Raw genomic sequence first — 24,910 nt, 5'->3', positions numbered from 1 at the left:
GACACTAGGCTGGCGGCATGCGTTTCCTCGATGGCCACCACCCGCCGTATGACCTGACCTACAACGACGTCTTCGTCATGCCCGGGCGCTCCGAGGTGACCTCCCGCTTCGACGTCGATCTCGCCACGGCCGACGGGTCGGGCACCACCATCCCAGTCGTGGTGGCCAACATGACCGCGGTGGCCGGGCGCCGGATGGCCGAGACGGTGGCCCGTCGCGGCGGGATGGTGGTTCTGCCACAGGACCTCCCGCCTTCGGCGGTAAAGCACACCGTGGACTTCGTCAAGAGTCGTGACACGGTGGTGGACACGCCGGTCACGCTTGCCCCCGACGACTCGGTGTCCGATGCTGCCGCCCTCATCCACAAGCGCGCACACGGTGCGGCGGTGGTGCTGTTCGAGGACCGCCCGATCGGGTTGGTCACCGAAGCGGCCTGCCACGGTGTGGATCGGTTCACCCGGGTCCGTGACGTCGCGATCGCCGATCTGGTGACCGCGCCGGTGGGCACCGAGCCGCGCAAGGTCTTCGACCTGCTTGAACACGCACCGGTCGACATCGCCGTGCTCACCGAGCCCGACGGATCGCTGGCCGGAGTGCTCACCCGCACCGGCGCTGTGCGCGCGGGCATCTACTCCCCCGCCGTGGACGCCGCCGGTCGGCTGCGGATCGCGGCCGCGGTCGGCATCAACGGTGACGTCGCCGCCAAGGCGCGCGACCTCGCCGAAGCCGGTGTCGACCTGCTGGTGATCGACACCGCGCACGGACATCAGGCCAAGATGCTCGACACGATCGCCGCTGTCTGCTCACTGGATCTGGGCCTGCCGTTGGCGGCCGGCAACGTCGTCTCGGCCGAGGGCACCCGTGACCTGATCAACGCCGGTGCATCGATCGTCAAGGTCGGCGTCGGTCCCGGGGCGATGTGCACCACCCGGATGATGACCGGCGTCGGCCGGCCGCAGTTTTCCGCTGTGGTCGAATGTTCGGCTGCAGCAAGGGAACTCGGTGGCCATGTGTGGGCCGACGGAGGTGTCAGGCATCCCCGGGATGTGGCTCTGGCATTGGCGGCGGGTGCCTCGAATGTGATGATCGGGTCGTGGTTCGCCGGCACCTACGAGTCGCCGGGCGACCTGATGCACGACCGCGATGACCAGCCGTACAAGGAGAGCTACGGCATGGCATCAAAGCGTGCGGTGGCCGCGCGCGCGGCCGGTGACAGCGCGTTCGACCGGGCTCGCAAATCGCTGTTCGAAGAAGGGATTTCGACGTCCCGGATGAACCTGGACCCGCAGCGCGGAGGCGTCGAGGATCTGATCGACCACATCACCTCGGGGGTGCGCAGCACCTGCACCTATGTCGGGGCGGCCACGCTGCCGGAACTGCACGAGAAGGTGGTGCTCGGTGTGCAGTCAGCGGCAGGCTTCGCCGAGGGGCATCCGCTGCCCACCGGGTGGTGACGGGTAAGCCAGGACGCCGCGGGCGTCGGCGTCGACGACCTCGACGGTGATCGCGTCGCCGACAGCCAGGTCGGGCCGCCCGGCGCAGCGCAACTGGATCTGGGTGCCGTCGGAAAGCCGAGCCGCCACCACGGTTTCGGCGCCGTAGAAGCGCAAGACCGTGACGGTGGCCGGCGCTGCCGCCGGGTCGTGACTGACCCTCAACTGTTCGGGTCGCAGTACCGCCAACGCGGCACCGTCGGCAAGCGGCAGACGCGCCCGCAACGGCCCCAGCGCGGTATGAACCGTGTGCGCGTCTGCGGTGCCGGGGATCTCGATGGTTGTGCCGATGAAGCGCGCATTGGTCAGCGTCGCCGGCCGGTCATAGAGTTCTGCCGGGGCGCCGTGCTGCGCGACCTTCCCGTCGATGAGCAGCGCAACCGAATCGGCCAGTGACAGCGCCTCGGACTGGTCGTGGGTCACCAGCACCGCGGTGGTGCCGGTGTCGCGCAGGATCGTCGCGATGTCCTCGCGGACCCGCACCCGCAGTCCGGCGTCCAACGCGGCAAACGGCTCGTCGAGCAGCAGCACCCGAGGCTGCGCGGCCAGTGCCCGCGCCAGCGCGACTCGCTGCTGCTGCCCGCCGGAGAGCTGATGGGGACGAGCGCCGGCCCGCCCCTGTAGGCCCACCACGTCCAACCAGTGCTCGACGCGCAATCGGATTTCGTCGCGGCGCAACCCGGCGATGCCGAACGCGATGTTCTCGCCGACGCTCAGGTGCGGAAACAGCGCACCCTCCTGCGGCATCAGCCCGACCCGCCGGCGGTGCACCGGAACCGTGGCAGCGCCGCCCACCACGACCTGCCCGGCGATCTGTACCGTCCCGACGTCGGGTTCCTCGAACCCGGCCAGGATGCGCAACAGCGTGGTCTTTCCGCAGCCGGAGGGGCCCAGCACAGCGGTGAGGGTGCCCGCCGGCACGTCGAGATCGACCCCGGCGAGCACCTCGCGATCGCCGAAGGCCTTGCGGATCCCGCACGCCGCGACCGCCGCAGCTTCGCGCTCAGTCACTGCGCACCCCGCCTACGTTGGTGCTCCAGAACCCGAGAACGGCGGTCGGGATCGCGGCGAACACCAACAGCGCCACCGCATAGGGCGCCGCGGCCGCGTAATCGCTGACCGAGCTGTAGCCCCACAGTCGGGTGGCCAGCGTGTTGGTGCCGGTGGGATGCAGCAGTAGGGTCACCGGCAATTCCTTCATACAGGTCAACAACACCAGCGCGGCACCGGCTGCGATCCCGGGGGCGGCCACCCGCGCGGTCACCGTACTGAACGCCCGCAGCGGGGTGCGGCCCAGGGCCCGGGCCACTTCCTCTAGCCGGATCGGCGAGGCTTCCACCGCCGCCCGCACCGAACCGATCGCCAACGGGACGAACAACACGGTGTAGGCCAGAATCAGCAAGGGTTCGCGTTGGTAGATCGGCCGCAACAGCACCACTCCCAGCGAAACCATGGAGATCGCGATGACGATCGCGGGCAGCCCGTGGGCGATGTAGCTGACCCCTTCCAGCATCCGGGTGGCGCGGTCGCGGTGCCGGGCCGCGAGCACACCCAACGGCAGCGCCGCCAGCGACGAGGTCAGCGCTGCGGCCGCCGAGAGCCAGATCGTCGATCCCAGCGCATCGAACCACTGCGCGCTGTCCCACCGCGGTCCCGCGGTCACCAGCCAGTCGGCCAGCGCCAGGGTCGGCACCACCACGGCGGCACCCAGCACCGCTGCTGGTGCCACCATCGCCACCGGACGCCACCTGCCGAGACGGTTCAGCGGAGCCGGCCTGGGCGACCCTCCGCCGACCCGCGACGCCGAGGCCCGTCCACGCGCTCGGTGCTCGGCCACCACCAGCGCGACCGCGAACACCATCAGTACCAGCGAGAGGACCGCCGCACGCGACGGGTTGAACCCCGACCGGTAGGCGCCGTAGATGACCCAGGTGAACGCTTCGAAACGCATGGCCGCGACCGCACCGAAATCGCTGAGCACGTACAGAGCGACCAGCAGAGCCCCTGCCGCGATGGCGGCGCGGGACTGACGCAGTGTCACTTTGAACAGCACCGCCCAACCGCCCAGACCCAACGACCGCGCGACCTCCTCCTGGGCGGGATCGACCCGGGCCAATGCCGCCATCGTGGTCAACAGCACCAGCGGATAGCTGACCAGTGTGAGCACCAGCGCCGATCCCCAGAACCCGGCCACCGTCGGATAAGCCGACACCCACAGGTAGGCCAGCAGGTAGCTCGGCATGGCCAGGGGCAGCGTCAGGGCGACCGCGAGCACCCGGCGCGCTCTGATGTCGGTGCGCGTCACCAGCACCGCCAGGCCCACTCCCAGCACGACGCAGCACGCGGTGACCACCACCACCAGCAACAGCGAACGACCCACCAGCGCTGCGGTGCGTGGTTGGATCAGTTCGTCGACGACGAACGACCAGCCGCGTTGCAACGCGCGTTCGCCGAGATAGACCAGCGGAATCAGCGTCGCAGCGGCCACCACCGCCGCCGCGACGACCAGCGGCGCGGGCGGGCGGCGGCCCGCGGTGACCGACACGCCGGGTCAGTTGGTCAAAAGACCGGTCTCGACCAGCAGTTCCTGGGTGGCCTCGATGTCGTCAAGGTCGGACAGGTCGACCGCCGGTGGTTGCAAAGAGTCCAGCGGCGGCATCGCCGCCGTCGGCGCCACCCCCGCCGCCAACGGGTACTCAGCCGTCTCCTCGGCGAAGTAACGCTGCGCCGACTCTTCGACCAGGTACGCCGCGAAACGTTGCGCCCCTTCAGGATTGGGTGCGGACTTCAAAACCCCGACACCGGCGACGTTGATCAAGCCACCGGGATCCCCCGGCGCCATGAACTGGTTCTGCGCCGTCACCGCCTCGGCACCTCTGGCCGCGATGAGCTCGTAGAGGTAGTAGTGGTTGGACAGACCCAACGGGAGCTGGCCGGCGTCGACGGCATCACGAATCGCCACGTTGTTTTCGAAGACCTGGGGGTCCTGGGCCTTGAAGGCGCGCAACCACTGCTCGGCGCCGTCTTCACCGCGCAGCACCCGCAGGCCGGTGACGAATGCCTGCCATGAGGCGTTGCTGGGCGCGAAGCCGACCTGGCCCCGCCACTGCGGTGCCAACAGCTCGTCGATGGTGTCGGGCGGATCGGGGACCAGCCTCGGGTTGTAGACGATCACTCGGGCGCGGCCGGAGACGCCCACCCAGGTGCCGTCGGCGGCGGCGAACTGCGCGGCCACTGCCTCGACGATCTGCGGGTCCAACGGCGCCAACAGGCCGGCCTTGGACACCGCGCCGAGCGCGCCGGCATCCTGCGACAGGAAGACGTCGGCGGGTGACCTGTCGCCTTCGGTGAGCAGCTGGGCGGCCATCTCGCCCGACCCCGCGAAGCGGGCCTCGACCTCGATGCCGGTGTCGGTCGTGAACTGTTCGAGCAACGGCGCGATCAACTCTTCGCTGCGCCCCGAGTACACCACGATCTTGTTGCCGTTCTGGTCCTCGGACGGTGAGCCGCACGCGGTGGAAACCAGCATCGCGACTGTCATTCCGAGAGCACCGGCCCACCGGGTCATCGATTTCATCATCTGCGCGTCTTCGCCTTTCCAGCAATGCCGTCGTCGGTCGCGCCTTTCCGGCAACTTACCACTGGGGTGAGGACAGCCTCACCAATGCGGATCGGAGCCGGGTGCCGGGACCAGGGGCGTTAACATGTGAGGGTCATAGATTCCGATTCGCGCCACCTTCGCTGGCCGCGGGTCAGTCCAGCGCCACGACGAAAGGGACCAGGTGCCGCAGGCACTAGGGGGAGGCTCGGTCGAGCCGGCCGAACACACCGAGCGGCCCGGTCGCGAGCCCACCGACGCTGAACCCTCCTCTAGTCAGCCGGGCATCCGGCCCGGCTTCTGTGACCCTGCCCGCGGGGTGATGCGGTGAACGTCGTGATGTCGGTGCTGCCGCTGATGGCGTTCGCGCTGCTGACGGCCGGGACCGCGGTTTTCGTCGCCGCCGAGTTCTCGCTGACCGCACTGGAGCGCAGCACCGTGGACGCCAACGCGCGCAGCGGTCATCGGCGAGACCAGATGGTGCAGCGGGCCCACCGCACGCTGTCCACTCAACTGTCCGGCGCCCAGGTCGGCATCTCGATCACCACGCTGGCCACCGGCTTTCTGGCCGAACCCGTGGTGGCCAGACTCATCGCGCCCGGCCTGAGTGCGCTACGTGTCCCGGAAAACCTCACCAGCGGGCTGGCGCTGGCATTGGCCATCCTGTTCGCGACGTCGCTGTCCATGGTGTTCGGCGAACTGGTACCCAAGAACCTCGCGGTGGCCCGACCCGTCCCGACCGCGCGCTGGTCGGCCGGCCCACAGCTGATGTTCTCGTTTCTGTTCACCCCGCTGATTCGGCTCACCAACGGCACCGCGAACTGGATCCTGCGCCGCATGGGCATCGAACCGGCCGAGGAACTGCGCTCGGCGCGCTCCCCGCAGGAGCTCGTCTCGCTGGTCCGGTCCTCAGCGCAGAGTGGCGCACTCGATCCGGTGACCGCGGTGCTGGTGGACCGTTCGCTGCAGTTCGGCGTGCGCACCGCCGAGGAATTGATGACGCCGCGCTCCAAGATCGACACCCTCGAAGCCGACGACACGGTGCTCGATCTCAGCGACGCCGCGGTCCGTACCGGGCACTCCCGGTTCCCGATCATCCGCGGCGACCTCGACGAGACCATCGGCGTCGCGCACGTCAAACAGATCTTCGCAATCCCCCAGGACAAGCGGGCCAGCACCCGGTTGGCCGACCTCGCCCTCCCGGTCACCAAAGTGCCGTCCACCCTCGACGGTGACGCGGTGATGGCCGAGGTGCGCGCCAACGGACTTCAGACCGCGCTGGTGGTCGACGAATACGGCGGCACCGCCGGCATGGTGACCGTGGAGGACCTCATCGAGGAGATCGTCGGCGACGTCCGCGATGAGCACGACGTCGAGCCTCCCGACGTGGTGCAGGCGGGACGCGGCTGGCAGGTCTCCGGACTACTGCGCATCGACGAGGTCGCCGAGAACACCGAGTTCCGGGCGCCTGAAGGCGATTACGAAACCATCGGTGGCCTGGTGTTGGAGAAGCTCGGCCACATCCCCGAAGAAGGAGAGTCGGTGGAATTGACCGCGTTCGACCCTGACGGGCCCCAGGAGCCCGCGCGGTGGCGTGCGACGGTGATCAGAATGGACGGCCGGCGCATCGACACACTGCGGCTGACCGAACTCGGACCCGGCGGAGACAGCCGTGGGTGACGTGTTCGGAGTGTTGCTGACCTTCGTGCTGCTGGCGGCCAACGCGTTCTTCGTGGCCTCGGAGTTCGCGTTGATCTCGGCACGCCGAGACCGCCTCGAGGCGCTCGCCGAACAGGGCAAACGCAGTGCGGTCACGGTGATCCGGGCCGGTGAGAACCTGTCGTTGATGCTGGCCGGCGCCCAACTCGGCATCACCATCTGCTCGATCCTGCTGGGTCGGGTCGCCGAACCCGCGGTGGCGCACCTGTTCGAGAAGCCGTTCGGTCTGCTCGGCATCCCCGACGCGCTGCTGCACACCGTGTCGTTCCTGGTGGCGCTGTCGATCGTGGTGACATTGCACGTGCTGCTCGGCGAGATGGTGCCCAAGAACATCGCGATCGCCGGCCCCGAGTCGACGGCGATGCTGCTCATCCCCGTCTACCTGGTCTACATGCGGGCAGCACGCCCGTTCATCGCGTTCTACAACTGGTGCGCCAACTTCATCCTGCGCAGTTGCGGCGTGGAGCCCAAGGACGAACTCGAGGTCACCGTCTCGACGGTCGAACTGTCGGAGATGATCGCCGAGTCGCTGTCGGAGGGGCTGCTCGACCCCGAGGAGCACAGCCGTCTGACCAGGGCGCTGCAGATCCGCAACCGCAGCGTCAACGACGTCGCGATCCCGCTGCACCGCATACGCGCGGTACCGGCCGCCCAACACGGTTCCGGTCCGACGGTGCGGGCCCTGGAGGAGGCGCTGCGCGAGACCGGTTATTCCAGGTTCCCGGTGACCGACGACACCGGCACCTATGTCGGCTTCGTTCACATCAAAGACGTGCTGCCACTGTTCAACCGCACACCCGAGGGTTCGGCCGTGGTCGACTGGTCGATGGTGCGGCCGCTGCCCCGGGTGCCGGCGTCGTTGCCACTGCCGGACGCGCTGTCGCGGCTGCGCCGTACCAACAGCCATCTCGCGCTGGTGACCAGCACCGATGGGACAGTCAGTGCGATGGTCGCGCTCGAAGACCTGGTCGAGGACCTTGTCGGTACCGTTCGCGACGGCACCCACCGTGTGTGACGCGCGGCCCGCCGCGGTAGCTGATGCGCGGCCCGCCGCGGTAGCTGATGCGCGGCCCGCCGTGGTACTTTCCCCCGCCGATTGGCTCCCCCGTGCCGAAGCACACCGGCGCCGCGCCGATACGGTGCTCGAACCCGTGCTGGCAGCCCGCGGTGGGCCCCATCCGGTCTACGACTTCCTGTTCACCTACTACAGCCTTCGACCCGGCCAGCTACGGCGGTGGCATCCCGGCCACGGAATCGTCCTCGGCGGTCACGCGGCGCGCGGCTATCTGCACCGCACCGGCTACACCGAGCATCCCGACGGCGTCACGGTCAGCAGTGACTATCTTCACGCCCGCGTCAGCGCTGTGGCGTTCATCGCCGACCTGCTGGCCGCCACCGCAGCTCGGCCGGCCCGATTCAACTGCTTCGGTCTGCACGAATGGGCGATGGTCTACCGGTCCCCCCGCGCGCGCCACCGCATCCCGATGCGGCTCAGCGCCTCCGATACCGATGCAGTCGTCGAATCGATGCCGTTGCGCTGCAGCCATTTCGACGCCTATCGGTTCTTCACCGAGCCGGCCGCCGGGCGAAACCAGCACGCCCTGACCCGGTCGTCGCAGATCGGCCATGAGCAACCCGGCTGCGTGCACGCCGGCATGGATCTCTACAAGTGGGCGTTCAAGCTGGGCCCGCTGATCGAGACCGACCTGGTGCTCGACTGTTTCGAGCTCGCCGTCGAGGCCCGGGTGCTCGACATGCGAGCGAGTCCCTACGACCTGGGTGAATACGGATTTGCGCCGATCGCCGTGGAAACACCGGCCGGCCGGCGTGCATACGCCGCGGCGCAGCAGGCCGTCACCGAGCGGGCTGCGCCGTTGCGCGCCCGCCTGCTGGCGCGCTGCCGCGCGTTGGGTGCCCCTGCGGCCGGGGAATAGGCCCAGTTACCGCTGGGTAAGCTGGTTCGACGAACCGCAGACTGCAGGCGCGTGAAGGCGCGTGCAAACAAGGGAGGAATCATGGCCGATCGCGTGACGGTGGGCAACCTGCGCGTCGCCCCTGAGCTGTACGACTTCATCAACAACGAGGCGTTGCCCGGCACCGACATCGACCCCGACACGTTCTGGTCCGGCGTGGACAAGGTTGTCGCCGACCTGACCCCCAAGAATGTGGAGTTGCTGGCTCGACGCGACGAGCTGCAGGCGCAGATCGACAAGTGGCACCGGGCGCGGGTGATCGGTCCCTTCGACGCCGACGAGTACCAGCAGTTCCTCACCGACATCGGTTATCTGCAGCCCGAACCTGACGATTTCACCATCACCACTGCCGGCGTCGACGACGAGATCACCAGCACCGCAGGCCCGCAGCTGGTGGTGCCGATCCTCAACGCACGCTTCGCGCTCAACGCCGCCAACGCCCGCTGGGGCTCGCTCTACGACGCGCTGTACGGCACCGACGTCATCCCGACCGACGGCGGCGCCGAGCCCGGTACGTCCTACAACAAGGTGCGCGGTGACAAGGTCATCGCCTACGCCCGGCGCTTCCTCGACACCGCCGCGCCGTTGGAGTCGGGCTCGTGGGCGGACATCACCGGTCTGACGGTGGACGACGGCCGGCTGTTCGCCACTCTGGACGACGGAGGGGCCGCCGGCCTGCGCGATCCGCAGCGGTTCGCCGGTCATACCGGTGACACCGCGTCGCCGGCATCGGTGCTGCTGGTCAACAACGGTCTGCACATCGAGATCCTGATCGACCCCGACTCCCCGATCGGCAAGACCGACAAGGCCGGGATCCAGGACGTCGTGCTGGAGTCGGCGATCACCACGATCATGGACTTCGAAGACTCCGTCGCCGCCGTCGACGCGCCCGACAAGGTGCTCGGCTACCGCAACTGGCTCGGGCTCAACCGCGGCGACCTGTCCGAAGAGGTCAGCAAGGGCGGCAAGACCTTCACCCGCGTCCTCAACAGCGACCGCACCTACACCCGGCCGGACGGCGGAGAGGTCACCCTGCCCGGCCGCAGCCTGTTGTTCGTCCGCAACGTCGGTCACCTGATGACCAACGACGCCATCATCACGGGTGCCGATGGCCAGGAAGGCGCCGAGGTCCCCGAAGGTATCCAGGATGCCCTGTTCACCAGCCTGATCGGGATACACGGCTTGCGCTCCGGTGAGGGCACCGGCGAGCTGGTCAACAGCCGCACCGGTTCGATCTACATCGTCAAGCCCAAGATGCACGGTCCCGACGAGGTCGCTTTCACCTGCGAGCTGTTCAGCCGCGTCGAAGACGTCCTCGGGCTGCCGCAGAACACCATCAAGGTCGGCATCATGGACGAGGAACGCCGCACCACCCTGAATCTGAAGGCCTGCATCAAGGCCGCGGCCGATCGCGTGGTGTTCATCAACACCGGGTTCCTGGACCGCACCGGCGACGAGATCCACACCTCCATGGAAGCCGGTCCGATGATCCGCAAGGGTGCGATGAAGTCCACCGACTGGATCAAGGCCTACGAGGACCAGAACGTCGACATCGGCCTGGCCACCGGGTTCTCCGGTCGTGCCCAGATCGGCAAGGGCATGTGGGCGATGACCGACCTGATGTCGGACATGGTCGAGCAGAAGATCGGCCAGCCCAAGGCGGGTGCCACCACGGCGTGGGTGCCGTCCCCGACTGCGGCGACCTTGCACGCCATGCACTACCACGAGGTCGACGTGTTCGCCGTGCACGCCGAACTTGCCGGCAAGCGCCGAACCTCGATCGGGCAGCTGTTGACCATTCCGCTGGCCAAGGAGCTGGCCTGGGCGCCGGAGGAGATCCGCGAAGAGGTCGACAACAACTGCCAGTCGATCCTGGGCTATGTGGTGCGCTGGATCGACGCTGGTGTGGGCTGTTCCAAGGTGCCCGACATTCACGACGTCGCATTGATGGAAGATCGCGCGACGTTGCGGATCTCCAGCCAGCTGCTGGCAAACTGGTTGCGCCACGGGGTGATCACCGAGGAAGACGTCAAGTCCAGTTTGCGTCGGATGGCCGCAGTGGTCGATGAGCAGAACGCCGGTGATCCCGAATTCCGCCCCATGGCAACAGATCCCGATACCAGCGTGGCATTCCAGGCCGCCCAGGAGCTGATCCTCGCCGGTGGTGCACAGCCCAATGGCTACACCGAGCCGATCCTGCACCGGCGCCGCCGAGAGTTCAAAGCGTCACGTAACGTTGGATGACGCGACGGCAGTTGTGCGACGACGTGAAAGCGCAGGCGGTATGAGCGGGATTGGCCGGTATGGGACGGCATAGCCTCCCGGACCCGGACGAGTCGGGCTCGCCGTCCGAGGATCCGCAGACCGAACGTTTCGCGTTCGGATCCGAGGGGCCGGCGGCGCGGTTTCGGGCCGACGACGAGAGCGAAGCGCACGACGAGCACCCCGGTGCGGATCTGTCTGCTTCCGACGACGCTGCCGACACCGACCACCTACCCGCGCCACCGCGATCACGCGAATGGGACGGCGGTGAGTGGACCGGCAGCCACCGTGCCGTCACTCCGGGCCGGCGAGGTGTCAGCGTCGGCGTCATCGTTGCCCTGATCACCGTTGTCGTGGTCGTCGGCGGGGTCATCCTGTGGCGATTCTTCGGTGACGCACTGTCGACCCGCTCGGATGTGGCCGCGGCCCGGTGTGTCGACGGCGAGATCAACATCGCCGTCGTTGTGGACCCGGCGATCGCCGAGCCTGTGCAAGATCTTGCCCAGCGCTACAACGACAACGCCGAAACCGTCGGGGATCGCTGCGTCCAGGTAGGCATCACCGCGGCAGACTCGGCGGCGGTGGTCAACGGTCTGGCTGACCAGTGGCCCGCCGAACTGGGTGAGCGTCCCGCTCTGTGGATCCCGGCCAGTACGGCATCTGAGGCTCGACTGGAGGCTGCCGCCGGACCGCAGACGATCACCGACAGCCGATCACTGGTCACTTCCCCGGTGGTGCTCGCCGTGGCGCCTCCGGTCAGATCCGCTCTTGCCGAGCAGACCTGGGCCGCACTGCCCGGGCTGCAGACCGATCCGGCCGGGCTCGACGGTCTGGGACTGCAGGGCTGGGGTGGCCTGCGGGTGGCGTTGCCGCTGGACCGGGACAGCGACGCGGCCTATCTGGCCGCCGAAGCGGTTGCTGCGGCATCGGCACCCCAAGGTGCTCCCGTGAGCTCCGGTCTGGGCGCGGTGAGCACCCTGATCGCCGGCGCACCCGATCTGCCCGACAACACCGCCGCGACGGCCTTGGATGCGCTCATCGACGCGGCCGACCCGCAGGCGGCATCGGTCCACGCTGTGGTGACCACCGAGCAGCAATTGTTCCAGCGTGCCGCGTCGCTGCCGGACGCCGCATCGAAGGTGGCGGCCTGGCGGCCATCCGGCCCGACTGCAGTGGCCGATTTCCCCACCGTCCTGCTCTCCGGAGATTGGCTGGCCCAGGAGCAGCTCACCGCGGCCAGCGAGTTCGCACGGTTCCTGCGCAAGCCCGAGCAGCTCGGTGACCTGGCCAACGCCGGCTTCCAGGTCACCGGCCAGGAGTCGCCGGCCAGCGACGTGGTCGACTTCGCCCCGGTGGATACACCGTTGGAAATCGGCGACGTGGCGTTGCGCGCCACCATCGCCGATACCGTCACGTCGCCGATCCAGAGCCCGACGGTGACGATCATGCTCGACCAGTCGATGCCCGCCGAGGAAGGCGGCCGCTCCCGGCTGGCCAACGTCGTCGACGCCCTCAAGGCACGGCTGCCGGTGTTGCCGCCGGACTCGGGGGTCGGGCTGTGGACGTTCGACGGCGTGGCGGGCCGCAACGAGGTCAGCCCCGGTGCATTGTCCGAACCGGTGGACGGCCGAGCCCGCTCCGAAGCTTTGACCGCCGCGCTGGACTCCCAGTCCGCATCCGGCGGTGGCGCGGTGTCCTTCACTACGCTTCGGTTGGTCTATGCCGATGCGTCCGCCAACTACCGCGACGGACAGCAAAATTCGGTGCTGGTGATCACCACCGGACCACACACCGACCGCACGCTCGGTGGCGAGGGTCTGCAACAGTACATCAGCGGCGCTTTCGACCCCGAGCGGCCCGTCGCGGTCAACGTCGTCGATTTCGGCGACGACAGCGACCGGGCGGCCTGGGAGGGCGTCGCGCAGACCACCGGTGGGCAGTACCACAATCTCGCGTCGTCGGACTCCCCCGAGTTGGCCGCGGTGATCGCCGTACTGCTGGGCTAACTCTCCGGCGGCCTCCCGGCTGGTCAGCGTGGCTGAGAAGACTTGACGGCTGTCCTTCCGATAAGCTTGCCTGCACACCGGCGAGCAACATCAATCAACCGAAATTGTTCGCTGGGGATATTGCCCGGGGGCAGGCGGCAATGGTACGACGGCGTTACCGAACCGTCGCATTAACCTGCGAGGATCGGCGAAGAACTCGTTTCAGAGGGGGCGCGACCAGCACGATGCCAACCCAGCACCCGGACATGGCACCTGCCGGTCAGCAACCTGCCCGACCGCGGCGGTGGCGGGACCGCAAACGCTACCTGTGGTTGCTCGGGCTCGTCATCCCGGTTCTGGTCCCGGTGTCCTGGCTGGCTGTGGCTATCACCGGGTGCGGCCTGTTCTGGTGGTCGGGTCCGCTGATGACCGTGGTTCTCATCCCGCTGATGGACTACCTGGTCGGCAGCGATTCGGATAACCCGCCCGAGAGTGTGCTGATCTATCTCGAGCAGGACCGCTATTACCGTTGGGCGACGTACCTGTATCTGCCCGCGCAGTACTTGTCGCTGGTGCTCGCCTGTTGGCTGTGGAGCGGGGGTGGTGGTGTCACGCTCAACCTCGTCGACCAGCTGGGATTGATGCTGACCGTCGGTGGAATCGCCGGTGTCGCCATCAACACCGCTCACGAACTGGGCCATCAGCGAGCCGGCACGGAGCGCTGGCTGAGCAAGGTTGCGCTCGCGCAGAGCGGTTATGGGCACTTCTTCGTCGAGCACAATCGTGGCCATCACGCCCGGGTCGCCACTCCGGAGGACCCGGCCAGCGCGCGCCTGGGTGAGAACCTCTACCAGTTCTTCTTCAGGTCCATCCCGGGCAGCCTACGGTCGGCATGGGTCATCGAGGCCCGGCGCCTGCGGTGTCGCGGTAGCTCGGTCTGGTCTCTGCGCAATGACGTGCTCAGCGCCTGGCTGCTGACGGTCGCGTTGTTCACCGCATTGACTCTGGCTTTCGGGGTGGCCGTGCTGCCGTGGTTGATCGGTCAGGCGCTGGTCGGTATCTCGCTGCTGGAGACGATCAACTACCTGGAGCACTACGGTCTGCGGCGCCGACGGCGGCCCAACGGCAACTACGAGAAGGTCCAGCCGTCGCACAGCTGGAACAGCAACTCCGTCATCTCCAACGTGTTCCTTTTTCACTTGCAGCGCCATTCCGATCACCACGCCAACCCCCAGCGCCGCTACCAGGCGCTTTGTCACGCTGACGAGGCGCCTCAGCTACCCGCCGGATACGCCGCGATGGTCGTGCTCGCCATATTTCCGCCGTTGTGGCGAAAGGTGATGGACCCGCGCGTGGTCGCCCACTACCACGGGGATGTCCGGCGCGCGGCGCTGAGCCCGCGCAAGGCGCAACGGTTGGCGCGTCGGTACCAGACGGCTCCGCTAGGGACCGTGGACCCCAACTGACCGACCCTCAGCTGACCGACGGCGCGTGCTGCGGCGACGGGGCAGCCGCTGGGACGCGACGATGCACCACCGCGCGTCCACCACGCTTGGGGGCCAGCGCCACTCCCCTGTCCCACAACGCTTCAGATTCTTCGGTGGTCGGCTCGAACCGCAGTTCACGCAGCAGCGTCCGCAGCGTGATGTCCATCTCCATATTGGAGAAGTTGGCCCCGATGCACCGATTGATGCCGCCGCCGAACGGAATCCACATCGGCGGCTTGGGTGCACCGTTGGCGTACCGGTCCGGGTCGAACGCCTCGGGATTCGTGTAATTCTGGGGGTCGAATTGGGCCAGCTGGATGCTGATGAAGATGTTGGTGTTCTCCGGCAGCACCCACGGCCCGAGCCGAACTCGCTGCCTGGTCTGCCGGGGAATGTTGTCGATGACCGGCCGGGTGCGCTGCGATTCCCAGATGACCGCCTGTCGCAGCTCGGATCCGCCCGCGTCGACCTCGTCGGTCAGCCGGGTCAGCAGGTCGGGGTGGCGGCGCAGCCGCTCGATCGTCCAGGCCAGCTGGGTCGCGGTGGTTTCGTGGCCGGCCACCATCATGGTGAGCAGCTCGTCGGCGATGTGGTCGTCGGAGATCGGTTCGCCGTTGTCGTAGCGCGCGTGCACGAGCAACGACAGCACATCAACGCGATCCTCGGAGTGCGGATCGGTGCGTGCCTGCGCGATGAGCTCACCGATCACGGTGTTGATTCGATCGCGCAGCCGCTTGAATCGTCCGCCCGGACTCCAGGCGCCGAGGTCACGACGGGCCGCAGCGGGCAGCAGCACGAAGCGCGAACCCATCGCGACAGCGCGCGGGATCAGTTCGCGCAGCTCGTCCAACGCGGCACCCTCGGCGCCGAACACCGTGCGCAGGATCGCGTTGAGGGTGATACGCATCATCGGTTCGAGCGTCTCGAACTCCTGACCTTGGGGCCAGTCGGCGATCTCGCGCAGCACTTCTTCTTCGACCACCGGCTCGTAGCCACGCACCCGCTTGCCATGAAACGGCGGAACGAGCAGCTTGTGCCGGCGCAGATGCTCCTCGCCTTCGAGGCTGAACGTCGACCCCGGTCCGATGGTGGCGCCCAGGTTGTGCCCAGGCCGGACGATCACATCACGGTTGGTCGCGAAGATGTCTTTGATCAGCGCCGGATCGCTGACAACGACCGTGCGGCCGAGCACCGGCACGTTGACCGTGAACTCGCTGCCGTAGCGCCGATATGCTGCGTCGACCGCTTGGTTGCGGACGGTCAGCATCATCAAGCCCTGGATCAGCTTCGGTATCCGCGGACCCGGTGGGAGTCGCACGGGGTCGGCTGTTGCTTCTGCCATGGCTCACCCCTCCGTTCCGTGAGTCCGATTCTCCTGCGTTTGACGCGTGTCATGGACACCGCATGTTACCAAGGGCGCCGAGCCGAACCCGTCAGGCAAAGGTGTAGTCGGTCAGTGCGAAGGTTTCCTGCTCCCGCAGTGCCGTGCGCGGAGTCGTCGGGCGCAGGACGGTCTCGCCATTGGGGCCGAAGTAGTACGAACGCGAGTTCGAGCAGTCACCCAAGTGCAGCAGGGTGCCCTCCTGCAGGCGTTCCATCCGCTCACGGAACTCGGTGTTGGCCTGCTCGGTGACTTCGAATGTGGTGGCATTGCGCCGGCGCAACTCCCCGAACAGTCGCTCGATATGGCGGCTCTGGTACTTCACCATGTTGAAAAAGGACAGACCGCTGTTGGCGTAGGGCCCGGCGGCCAAGCCGAGGTAGTTCGGGAAGTATGGCACCGTCATGCCCTGATAGGCCTGGAATCCGTGGCTGCGCCACCACTTGCCCAGATTGCGTCCTTCTCGCCCGATGATCTCGATGGCCGGGAAGTTCGATTCCCACATGTCGAATCCGGTTGCCAGGATCAGGGTGTCGATCTCGGTGCGGACACCGTCGGCCGTGACGACGGCATCGGCTTCGATCCGCTCGATACCGGCTGTGCGCAGCGCCACATTCGGTCGGGTGAAGGTCTTGTAGTACTCGTTGGAGTACGTCGGCCTCTTGCAGCCGAAGTCGTACTGCGGGGTCAATTCCCGGCGCAACCCCTTGTCACGGATCGCGGCGAAGCGTTGCGCGCTGGAGATCACCGCTGTGAAGTTGACCAGCGGGCGCAACTGCCGGAACTTGATCGCCGGCAGGAACACCACCGAGGCCTGGATGTCGGTCAGCCAGCGAAAGACACGCTGGGTTAACGGAATTCGAGCAAACAGCTTCTGCACGGCCGAAGGGATGGCGAAATCCTGTTTGGGCACCACGTGGATCGGCGTGCGCTGGTAGACCGACAACTCGGAAGCCTTCTTGGCCAGCTCGGGGATCAACTGCACCGCGGTCGCGCCGGTGCCGATGATCGCGACACGACGTCCCGTGAGGTCATAGGTGTCGTCCCACGCAGTGGTGTGGATGACCTTGCCGGCGAACTCGGTGACGCCCGGGATGTCGGGGAAGCAGGCCTGCGACATGAACCCGGTGGCCGCGATCAAGAACCGGCCCGTCACGGTTTCCCCGCCGGCCAGCGTCACTTGCCAGACCTTCTGCTCGTCGTCCCAGCGCGCATTCTCGACTTTGGTATCGAACCGCATGTACCGGCGAACGTCGTACTTGTCGGCGACATGTTCGGCGTACTGCTTGATCTCCGCGCCGGGTGCGTACAGGCGAGACCAGTACGGGTTGGGTTCGAAGTCGAAGGAATAGGTGGGCGAGGGCAGGTCCACTGCCAGGCCTGGGTATCGGTTGACGTGCCAGACGCCCCCGAGGTCACTTTCACGCTCCAGGATGGCGATGTTGCGGTAGCCCAGTTGCTTGCACTGGATTGCCGCGCCGATACCGCCGAATCCGGCGCCCACGATGACGACATCGAGGGGTTGCTGGGCACTCATGCCGATCACCGTAGCTGACTCGCCGACAAGATTCAGCCCGATGCGGCCGGACCGAGCGGTCGTGCCTGCTGCCATCCGGGCAGTCGGGAGCGCCCGGATTCGTTGCATTTCCGCACGACAACAGCGGAAACCGCTGGCCAGGGGCAGTGCCACCGAGCTGTGGCGAACAACGCAGCCGCTGCATCGCCGACGGGTCGGCGCGAGTCGGCTCTCATGGTTGCCAAGATGAACAGCGAGCGAAGAGTTTCGACACAGCGGCGGTCTCGAATCGCCGCTGTGTCGCTGTGTCAGCAAATGTCACGAGACCACAGCTGAAAGGTCTCACCTCGATAAAGCGCCACACGCCTCAAGATAAAGCGATGTTTTGCTGTGATCTGGCTGATATCGGCACCAAAGAGTCCGAAATAACGCGCTTTGCTAACTGAATTCGCATCCGAATGAAATTAACGGAGGCGTCCGAAAACCCCGCTATAAAGGTGAGCTCATAAGTTAACGACAGCGTCAACAGGCGGGCCAGCCTGGATGGCCGGACCGGCGTCGTCAACGGGTGACATATGTCACCTTATGCCGATTTCAGCTCGTGTATCGCTCTGGGCCGGCGGTCGGTAATCCGGTGTTTACCAGGCCTGATTAGGGATCAAGGTCGGATCCGCGCTCGGAAAAACTTTTTTTCGCCCGCGTAAGCGCTGTGTCGGAGATCACGAGGTCAGCCGGTGTGCCAGGTATGCTCCAGGAGTTTGCCACGATGGGCTGGCTGAGACAATGTCATGAATTTGCTAGCAGCGTCATTAATCGTGGCCCATGCTGTGGGTGACCGCGCAATCGCGGGACGGCAACTATTCGATTACTGCATGACCTGGAGGTCCACATGCGCTTACTACTGAGATCGGCGGGTACGGCCCTTGTGGCGCTCGTATCCGCGGTCCTGCTGGCTCTGTCCACAGCCGTAGCCCCCGCCTGGGCAGGTACTGCTTTGGTGGTCGGCGGAATCATGCAACCGAGCGTCCCGGACCTCATCATGAGCAACCTGCTGAACAAGCGGTTCGCCAACGACATCCGCGAAGACATCAAGTGGCCGGCACAGGCGACTCCCTACACCGGGCGCAACCACCTGACCCTGGGTCAGTCGATCGCGCAGGGACAGGCCACCCTCTACGAGAGGGTCCTCAACGCCGAACAGCCGGTGACCGTCGTCGGTCTCTCGGCGGGCTCGCTGGTCGTCGACGAGGTCATGCGGATGCTGCTGGAAAACCCCGAGCTCGCTCCGTCGAAGGACAACCTGACCTTCATCATCGTGGCGGACTCGAGCCGGCAGAAGTTCATCAACCAGGTGAAGTACAACGCGCGCTTCGACTACACCTATCAGCCGGCCCCCATCGTGCCCTACGACGTCATCGTGGTCACCGGTGAGTACGACGGCTTCGCAGACTTCCCGGACCGCCCGTGGAACTTCCTGGCTGTGATCAACGCCTATGCCGGGGTGATCACCGAGCATGTCCCGACGGCGTTTGCCAACCTCGACGCGGTCCCCGAGTCGAACATCACCGTCGACATCAACATCCTGGGCGGTAAGACAACGCACTATCTGGTCCCCGCCGCGACGCTGCCGCTGGTCAAGCTGATGCCGTGGCTGAAGTCGCGGGAGGCCTCGCTGAAGGCGACCATCGACAAGGCGTACAAGCGCAACGACGACAAGAGCAACGCCGCCGCCAGCCGGGTCGCGGTCAGTCGAGCCGCCGCACCGGTCGAGACGGCCGATGAGGTTGTCGCACAACCGGTCGAGGACACCAGTTCGGCCCGCACCGCCGCCAAGGTCGAGACGGTGGAGGCGAGCGTGGCCGACTCCGATTCGGCCCAAGCGTCGAGCAAGTCCGAGGCAGCACCGGTCGAAGCTGTCGAGGCCAAGCTCGATGACGACGTGGCCGCAGTCCTCAAGGATGTCGAAGCCGCCGAGGCGACGACGGTTCGCGACAAGAAGGCCAGCGACGACAGCGCTGCCAAGTCCGGCAGGCAGGCCCGCGAGCTGCGCAGCGAGGCTCGCTCGGCAGCCAAGGCGGACAGGGTCCGCAGCTCGGCTCGCCAGGGGTCTGACTCCTAGGCCCGTCACCGCACACGCAAGCGAACGCACCGTGCGGCCAGATAACCCTTCACCGGTCTGGCCCACGGTGCGTTCACCGTCGCGCACGGCATGTGTTCAACCCGGTCGGTACTGCTGTTCCAGGAGCAAAAAACATGTGTGCCAAGAACATTGACCTTCCCAGCGCTCGAGCGGCGGACGGGGAGCGTGATCAGGGCAAGCGGTCGGCGGCACCGGGCTCGCAAGAACCGGCAAACGCCAGCTGGGACAGCAATAACGCGCGTAGCATGAAAACCACCGGGGGGTCGGTGGTCTCACATTGGGGGACGGATATGGGAAGAAGTACTTCAAGCGCCTTCCGCGGCGCATTCATGACAGCAATCCTGGCCATGCTCACCTCGCTGTTCATGCTGGCCTCGACGCCGACCGCGGGCGCGGCCACGGTACTGACGATCAGCCCGCTGCCGCACCGGATGCCCCCTGCGCTGCAGGGTTCGATGTGTGCCAGCCCGAACGTCTGCAACAAGGTGAAGTACTCGTGGGCGCTCAACGTCGCCATCGAGCGACTGACCGAGGCCATCGCGGAGTACACCTCCCGAGTAGCTCCTCCCGGGGCAAGTAGCGCACTCCCCGACGGTGACAAGGTCACGGTCTTCGCGCTGAGCGGCGGAGCTGCCGGGGCGTCGACGTGGATGGCGCGCAACGCGGCGTCCGCCGATGCGCCCTCACCCGAGGTCTTGTCGTTCGTGTTGATCGGCAATCCCACTCGGAAGTATGGCGGTGCGAACCGCAAGTTCCACACCATGCCACAGACCCAGTACCAGGTCATCGATATCGCCCGCCAGTACGACCCGATCGCCGACACGCCGAACCGTTTCAGCCTGCTCGCGCAGATGAACCTGGCTCTGGGCTTCCTGTCGCCGCTGCACGTGGACTATTCGACGGTCGACATCGACGACCCGGCAAATTACCGGTGGACCGAGGGCAACACCACCTACATCCTGGTCCCCACCGAGGACCTGCCGCTGCTCTCGCCGCTGCGCGCGCTGGGGCTCAAAGCACTTGCCGACCGCCTCAACGGGCCGCTGAAAGAGATCATCGAGCGCGCCTACGACCGCCCGTGGGAGCTGGGGCTGACCGAGCAGCTGCGTACCGTCGCGCAGCCCCGCTCGACGGAGACCGACCGGGCGCGCACCGATGAGCCGTCGGCCTCGTCGGCCGCCAGCCGGTCGACCGGCCCCGGGTCCGCAACCGCTCCGAAGGTAACGCCGCCGGCGCAGGCGGTCGACGATCCGGCCGCACAATCGGTTGAGGCTGAATCTGCTCGCGACGAGGCGGAGCTGCGCAAGCGTGCCACAGGCAAGAGCCAGCCCGCGGCGCCGGCGGACTCAGAGATCGGCGCTGATGTCGATTCCGAGGCGGCTGAGGTCGTGTCTCGGGCTGCTGCCGAGGAACGGCGACAGCAGGATACCCCGGCCGTGCGGCGAGCAGACAAAGTTGAGCGCGACACCACCCGGGCCACGGCACGCGAGAAGAAGTCGACCTCGCGCGAGAGGACCAGGGCCGCCGCCGGTGGTTCCCGATCCGCCGACTGAGCGGCGCGCGGGCACGTCCCGGCCGGGATGTGCTTGGCTGACCGGATGGATGTCGGTGATCTCACCCCCGTAGAACGCACCACCCTGCTGACCGAATACGCCCGAGCCGCCGACGCGCGGCAGGCCCGCCCCATCCTCGGCGACCCGCTGGCCGCGCAGGTCGTGGCGCAGCTCGACTATGACTACACCATCCTCGGCGTCACCCCCAGCGTGCGCTCGTTGGTCGCCCTACGGGCCAAGATGCTCGACGAGCGGGTCCGCGCTTTTGTCGCCGCACATCCCGAGGCCGTGGTCGTCGATCTGGGCGCCGGATTCAACAGCATGGTCTACCGGGTGGACCCACCGGTGACCGTGGACTGGTACAGCGTCGACCTGCCGGGCGTGGTGGCGCTGCGCTCGCAGGTTCTGCCGCCGCGCAATGGTGCGCACACCGTCGCGGCATCGGTCGCCGAACCTGGGTGGTGCGATGCGATCCCCGCCCACCGGCCGACGATGGTGGTTGCCGACGGTCTGTTCGCGTTTCTGACCGAGCCGGTCATCGTGGCCTTGTTGCGCCGGACCACCGCTCACTTCGCATCGGGCATGGTGGCGTTCAACGACTACGGCCGAGTGGGCCGGTTGAACCGGATCGCCGGTCAACTGGCTATGCGCGGATCCAATTCGCCGCATCGGCAATGGGACTTCGCCGGTTTCAAGGACGCTCGCCACCCGCAGCAGTGGAACCCTGATCTGCGTCTCGTCGAGGAGGCCAGTGCGATGTTCGAGCCCGAAGCCGCGCTGTTTCCCCGCGGCCTACGGACGGCCAGTCGCCTCGCCAAACGAGTGCCCGCGATTGCACGCAAGGCCCGAATTCTGAGCTACCGGTTTCAGCGCCGCTGATCATTGCTCTGCTCGGCGGGAGCCGATGACGAATTCGTGCTCGCCGCAACAGATTTACGCCGGTGTACCACCACGCGACCACCCTTGTTCGGCACGATCGACACACCGCGATTGAACGGGCGCTCGTCAGCGGCCTCGGTCGGCTCGATCCGGAATTCGCGCAAGATCGCCCGCACGGCGATCTCCATCTCCATGGAGGCGAAAGATGCTCCGATACAACGGTTCATGCCGCCGCCGAAGGGCACATAGGCGAACGGGTTGGGGTTCACGCCGAGGAAGCGATCGGGATTGAACCTGTCCGGCTCCGGAAAGCTGTCGGCACTGGTCATCGCCAGGTGCAGGCTGCCCATCACCGTGGTGTTCTCGGGGATCACCCACTCCCCCAGCTGAACTCGTGTTTTCGTCCTACGCAGTGATGCTGTCAGCACCGGGCGGGTGCGCTGCACTTCCTGGATGGTGGCGCGCAGCAGCTCCGAGCCGCCCGCGTCGGCTTCCTCGGTGAGCCGGTCCAGCAACTCGGGGTGCCGGCGGATGCGCTCGACGACCCAGGACAGCTGGGAAGACGTCGTCTCGTGCCCGGCAACCAGCAGCGTCAGCAATTCGTCGGCGATGTGCTGGTCGGAGATCGGCGTCCCGTCGTCGTAGCGGGTGCGCAACAGCAGGGTCAGCACGTCCTGGCGCTGATCGAAATCGGGGTCGGCGCGGGCGTCGGCGATCAGCGTCGCGATCAGCTCGTCCATCCGGCGGCGGTATTGCGCGAAATGGCCGCCGGGGCTCCACTTGCCGAAATCGCGCCGGATCACCCCGGGCAGCAACGCGATACGTGAGCCGAACTCCACCGCGGCGGGCATCAACGTGCGCAGTTCCTCGAGCTCCTTGCCCTCGGCGCCGAACACCGCGCGCAAGATCGTGTTCAGTGAGATGCGCATCATCGGATCGAGGGTTTCGAATTCCACGCCCTCGGGCCAGGTGGAGAGCTCGGCCATCACCTCGGCTTCGGTGATCGTCTCGTAGGAGCGCATGCTCTTGCCGTTGAACGGCGGCAGCAGCAGGCGGCGGCGGGCCAGCAGTTCGTCTCCGTCGAGGGCGAACACCGAACCGCTGCCGAGCACATCGCCCAGGTTGTTGGTGGGTCGGCCGATCAGTTCACGGCTGGAGCTGAACAGTTCCTTGACATCGCTGGGCGAGCTGACGATGACCATCCGGCCGAACAACGGCACGTTGACGGTGAAGGCACTGCCGTACTTCCTGGACAGTGCCGTGAGCATCCGGCTCTGCACGGCCACCATCCCAAGGCCCTGCAGCAACTTCGGTGCGCGTGGTCCAGGCGGGAGGCGCACCGGATCGGTGGTCGCCGTAGTCATCTGGTCACTCCTTAGGCCATCGTGTAGTCGGTCAGCGGGAACCGTTCCTGCGCCTTGACCGCACTGCGCACCGACGTCGGACGGAACAGGGGTGATTCGCCCGAACCGTTGAACCAGTATGACCGCGACGTGGCGCAGTCACCCAACCGGAAGACAGAGTCGTCGAGCAGGCGCAGCATTTCGTCCAGGAACCGGGCGTTGGCGGCCTCGGTGACCTCGAAGGTGGTGGCACCCCGACGCTGGAGTTCGCCGAACAGGCGTCGCATGTGCCGCATCTGTGTCTCCACGGTGTCGAACCAGCTCATGCCGACCCACGCGTAGGGGCTGGCTTGGGTCAGCATGTTCGGGAACATCGGCACCGTCATGCCCTCGTAGGCCTGGAACCGGTTCTCGCGCCACCACTTTCCGAGACTGCGGCCCTCGCGGCCGATGACCTCGATGGCGGGCAGGTTGGACTCCCACACGTCGAAGCCGGTGGCCAGCACCAGGGTGTCGACGGCGCGCTTGGTGCCGTCCCTGCCGACGATCCCGTCGGGTTCGATTCGCTCGATGCCAACGGTTTCGAGGTGCACGTGCGGCTTGGTGAAGGTGCGGTAGTAGACATTGGACAGCGTCGGCCGTTTGCAGCCGAAGTCGTAGTCCGGGGTGAGCTTGCGGCGCAGTTCCCGGTCGCGAATGGCCAGGAAACGGTGCAGTGCGCCGATCCTGTTGGCGATGGTGTTGATCGGCCGCAGTTGCCGGAACTTCCACATTGCCAGTGTCGTCATGAAGTCCATGAACATGTCACTGGACAAGCGGACAAAGCGTTGTGTGGCAGGGAATTTCGCGAAGATGCGCTGCGTCCGGGGGCCGAACGACAGGTCGAGCTTGGGCATCACCCAGATCGGGGTGCGCTGGTAGACGGTCAGGTCGGCGACGTCCTCGGCCAACTTGGGAATGAGCTGCACACCGGTGGAGCCGGTCCCGATGATCGCTGCGCGCCTGCCCTTCAGCGAATAATCGTGATCCCATTCCTGGGCGTGCAGCACGGTGCCGGCGAACGTCTCGATGCCTGGGATGTCCGGCTTCTTGGGTTGGCACAGATACCCCGTCGCGAGGACCAGGAAGCGCGCCTGCAGCGTCTGGCCGTCGGTCAGCGACACCAGCCACTGCTGGGTCTCGTCGTCCCAGCGCGCGCTGTCCACAACGGTGTTGAAGCGCATGTACCGACGCAGCTGGTATTTGTCGGCGACGTGCTCGGCGTAGCGCTTGAGCTCCTCGCCCGGCGCATACAGCCGCGACCAATAGGGATTGGGTTCGAACCAGTACGAATAGGTGGTGGACGGGACGTCAACCGTCAGTCCGGGATAACGGTTGACGTGCCACGTCCCACCTAGGTCGTCTTCGCGGTCGAGGATCGCGAGGTTGTGGTAGCCGAGCTCGTTGAGCTGGATGGCGGCACCCATGCCGCCGAATCCAGCACCAACGATGACAGCGTCGAAGTGCGTGGTGGTCACTCAGCGATACTACGGGCTCGGTGGGAGGTCATCCCACCGGCCGCAGTTGTGCTTTGGCTAACCA

The 24,910-nt window shown here is 66.7% G+C and carries 17 protein-coding genes; 10 read left to right on the top strand and 7 right to left on the bottom strand.

Translation table 11 applies throughout. The annotated features are described in order from the left end of the window. Window positions 1–17 precede the first annotated feature (17 nt). Window positions 18–1,454 (top strand): GuaB1 family IMP dehydrogenase-related protein, encoded by a 1,437-nt coding sequence (locus KXD98_RS13875; protein ID WP_260758976.1) that lies wholly within the window; start codon window positions 18–20, stop codon window positions 1,452–1,454. Here KXD98_RS13875 and KXD98_RS13870 read toward each other — a convergent pair. Genes KXD98_RS13870 through KXD98_RS13860 form a run of 3 tightly spaced genes read right to left on the bottom strand, consistent with a single transcriptional unit; the run spans window position 1,407 to window position 5,073 of the window. Next, window positions 1,407–2,504 (bottom strand): ABC transporter ATP-binding protein, encoded by a 1,098-nt coding sequence (locus KXD98_RS13870; RefSeq protein WP_260758975.1) that lies wholly within the window; start codon window positions 2,502–2,504, stop codon window positions 1,407–1,409. The two genes, KXD98_RS13875 and KXD98_RS13870, sit on opposite strands and share 48 nt — an antisense overlap. Beyond that, entirely contained in the window at window positions 2,497–4,038 is a 1,542-nt protein-coding gene (locus KXD98_RS13865) for an iron ABC transporter permease (RefSeq protein ID WP_260758974.1), read from the bottom strand. The genes KXD98_RS13870 and KXD98_RS13865 overlap by 8 nt, the downstream gene beginning before the upstream one ends. A 6-nt stretch (window positions 4,039–4,044) precedes the next feature. Beyond that, window positions 4,045–5,073: an iron ABC transporter substrate-binding protein gene (locus KXD98_RS13860; protein ID WP_396881249.1), complete on the bottom strand. Its 1,029-nt coding sequence runs from the start codon at window positions 5,071–5,073 to the stop codon at window positions 4,045–4,047. A 357-nt stretch (window positions 5,074–5,430) separates the two neighbouring features. Here KXD98_RS13860 and KXD98_RS13855 point away from each other — a divergent pair, with 357 nt between their 5' ends. The 6 genes from KXD98_RS13855 (at window position 5,431) to KXD98_RS13830 (ending at window position 14,496) form a co-directional block, all read left to right on the top strand. Further along, window positions 5,431–6,771 (top strand): hemolysin family protein, encoded by a 1,341-nt coding sequence (locus tag KXD98_RS13855; protein WP_396883203.1) that lies wholly within the window; start codon window positions 5,431–5,433, stop codon window positions 6,769–6,771. Further along, on the top strand, window positions 6,764–7,825 hold the full coding sequence (locus tag KXD98_RS13850; protein WP_260758971.1) for a hemolysin family protein: 1,062 nt from the start codon (window positions 6,764–6,766) through the stop codon (window positions 7,823–7,825). The genes KXD98_RS13855 and KXD98_RS13850 overlap by 8 nt, the downstream gene beginning before the upstream one ends. Before the next feature lie 61 nt (window positions 7,826–7,886). Beyond that, window positions 7,887–8,744 (top strand): 3-methyladenine DNA glycosylase, encoded by an 858-nt coding sequence (locus tag KXD98_RS13845; RefSeq protein ID WP_396883201.1) that lies wholly within the window; start codon window positions 7,887–7,889, stop codon window positions 8,742–8,744. Between the two features lie 81 nt (window positions 8,745–8,825). Then, window positions 8,826–11,027 carry a malate synthase G gene (locus tag KXD98_RS13840; RefSeq protein WP_260758970.1) on the top strand — a complete coding sequence of 734 codons (2,202 nt, stop codon included), beginning with the start codon at window positions 8,826–8,828 and terminating at the stop codon, window positions 11,025–11,027. A 59-nt stretch (window positions 11,028–11,086) separates the two neighbouring features. Then, window positions 11,087–13,051: a hypothetical protein gene (locus tag KXD98_RS13835; RefSeq protein WP_260758969.1), complete on the top strand. Its 1,965-nt coding sequence runs from the start codon at window positions 11,087–11,089 to the stop codon at window positions 13,049–13,051. Window positions 13,052–13,275: 224 nt separating this feature from the next. Continuing rightward, complete coding sequence (locus KXD98_RS13830; RefSeq protein ID WP_396881246.1) at window positions 13,276–14,496, top strand: alkane 1-monooxygenase; 1,221 nt, start codon at window positions 13,276–13,278, stop codon at window positions 14,494–14,496. 7 nt (window positions 14,497–14,503) lie between these two features. On the opposite strand, the gene KXD98_RS13825 is transcribed toward KXD98_RS13830, so the two are convergent. Continuing rightward, window positions 14,504–15,859: a cytochrome P450 gene (locus tag KXD98_RS13825; protein WP_260758967.1), complete on the bottom strand. Its 1,356-nt coding sequence runs from the start codon at window positions 15,857–15,859 to the stop codon at window positions 14,504–14,506. A 91-nt stretch (window positions 15,860–15,950) separates the two neighbouring features. Next, window positions 15,951–17,435: an NAD(P)/FAD-dependent oxidoreductase gene (locus KXD98_RS13820; RefSeq protein ID WP_260758966.1), complete on the bottom strand. Its 1,485-nt coding sequence runs from the start codon at window positions 17,433–17,435 to the stop codon at window positions 15,951–15,953. Between the two features lie 1,018 nt (window positions 17,436–18,453). On the opposite strand from KXD98_RS13820, the gene KXD98_RS13815 reads away from it, so the two are divergent. The 3 genes from KXD98_RS13815 to KXD98_RS13805 all read left to right on the top strand — a co-directional run bounded on the left by KXD98_RS13815 (window position 18,454) and on the right by KXD98_RS13805 (window position 21,986). Continuing rightward, window positions 18,454–19,533: a PE-PPE domain-containing protein gene (locus KXD98_RS13815; RefSeq protein WP_260758965.1), complete on the top strand. Its 1,080-nt coding sequence runs from the start codon at window positions 18,454–18,456 to the stop codon at window positions 19,531–19,533. 350 nt (window positions 19,534–19,883) lie between these two features. Then, on the top strand, window positions 19,884–21,107 hold the full coding sequence (locus tag KXD98_RS13810) for a PE-PPE domain-containing protein (protein WP_260758964.1): 1,224 nt from the start codon (window positions 19,884–19,886) through the stop codon (window positions 21,105–21,107). 45 nt (window positions 21,108–21,152) lie between these two features. Beyond that, on the top strand, window positions 21,153–21,986 hold the full coding sequence (locus KXD98_RS13805; protein WP_260758963.1) for a class I SAM-dependent methyltransferase: 834 nt from the start codon (window positions 21,153–21,155) through the stop codon (window positions 21,984–21,986). Here KXD98_RS13805 and KXD98_RS13800 read toward each other — a convergent pair. Together KXD98_RS13800 and KXD98_RS13795 are read right to left on the bottom strand one after the other, a co-directional pair. Further along, window positions 21,974–23,350, bottom strand: a complete 1,377-nt coding sequence (locus KXD98_RS13800; RefSeq protein WP_260758962.1) for a cytochrome P450 — start codon at window positions 23,348–23,350, stop codon at window positions 21,974–21,976. The two genes, KXD98_RS13805 and KXD98_RS13800, sit on opposite strands and share 13 nt — an antisense overlap. A gap of 11 nt (window positions 23,351–23,361) precedes the next feature. Continuing rightward, the gene (locus KXD98_RS13795) at window positions 23,362–24,795 is read right to left on the bottom strand and encodes a flavin-containing monooxygenase (RefSeq protein WP_396883199.1); all 1,434 of its coding nucleotides are present in this window, start codon (window positions 24,793–24,795) and stop codon (window positions 23,362–23,364) included. Window positions 24,796–24,910 lie beyond the last annotated feature (115 nt).

Source organism: Mycobacterium sp. SMC-4 (genome assembly GCF_025263265.1).
Classification (GTDB): Bacteria; Actinomycetota; Actinomycetes; order Mycobacteriales; family Mycobacteriaceae; genus Mycobacterium.
The sequence above is the reverse complement of the archived record's forward strand: the minus strand, read 5'-3'. Positions and strand labels throughout refer to the sequence as shown.

Bases quoted from the DNA above. Each gene is read 5' to 3' on its own strand.
- KXD98_RS13825 (WP_260758967.1), bottom strand. From the start codon at position 15,859: ATGGCAGAAGCAACAGCCGACCCCGTGCGACTCCCACCGGGTCCGCGG.
- KXD98_RS13835 (WP_260758969.1), top strand. From the start codon at position 11,087: ATGGGACGGCATAGCCTCCCGGACCCGGACGAGTCGGGCTCGCCGTCC.
- KXD98_RS13795 (WP_396883199.1), bottom strand. From the start codon at position 24,795: ATGGGTGCCGCCATCCAGCTCAACGAGCTCGGCTACCACAACCTCGCG.
- KXD98_RS13875 (WP_260758976.1), top strand. From the start codon at position 18: ATGCGTTTCCTCGATGGCCACCACCCGCCGTATGACCTGACCTACAAC.
- KXD98_RS13810 (WP_260758964.1), top strand. From the start codon at position 19,884: ATGACAGCAATCCTGGCCATGCTCACCTCGCTGTTCATGCTGGCCTCG.
- KXD98_RS13860 (WP_396881249.1), bottom strand. From the start codon at position 5,073: ATGATGAAATCGATGACCCGGTGGGCCGGTGCTCTCGGAATGACAGTC.
- KXD98_RS13800 (WP_260758962.1), bottom strand. From the start codon at position 23,350: ATGACTACGGCGACCACCGATCCGGTGCGCCTCCCGCCTGGACCACGC.
- KXD98_RS13855 (WP_396883203.1), top strand. From the start codon at position 5,431: ATGTCGGTGCTGCCGCTGATGGCGTTCGCGCTGCTGACGGCCGGGACC.
- KXD98_RS13815 (WP_260758965.1), top strand. From the start codon at position 18,454: ATGAGCAACCTGCTGAACAAGCGGTTCGCCAACGACATCCGCGAAGAC.
- KXD98_RS13820 (WP_260758966.1), bottom strand. From the start codon at position 17,435: ATGAGTGCCCAGCAACCCCTCGATGTCGTCATCGTGGGCGCCGGATTC.
- KXD98_RS13805 (WP_260758963.1), top strand. From the start codon at position 21,153: ATGGATGTCGGTGATCTCACCCCCGTAGAACGCACCACCCTGCTGACC.
- KXD98_RS13840 (WP_260758970.1), top strand. From the start codon at position 8,826: ATGGCCGATCGCGTGACGGTGGGCAACCTGCGCGTCGCCCCTGAGCTG.
- KXD98_RS13830 (WP_396881246.1), top strand. From the start codon at position 13,276: ATGCCAACCCAGCACCCGGACATGGCACCTGCCGGTCAGCAACCTGCC.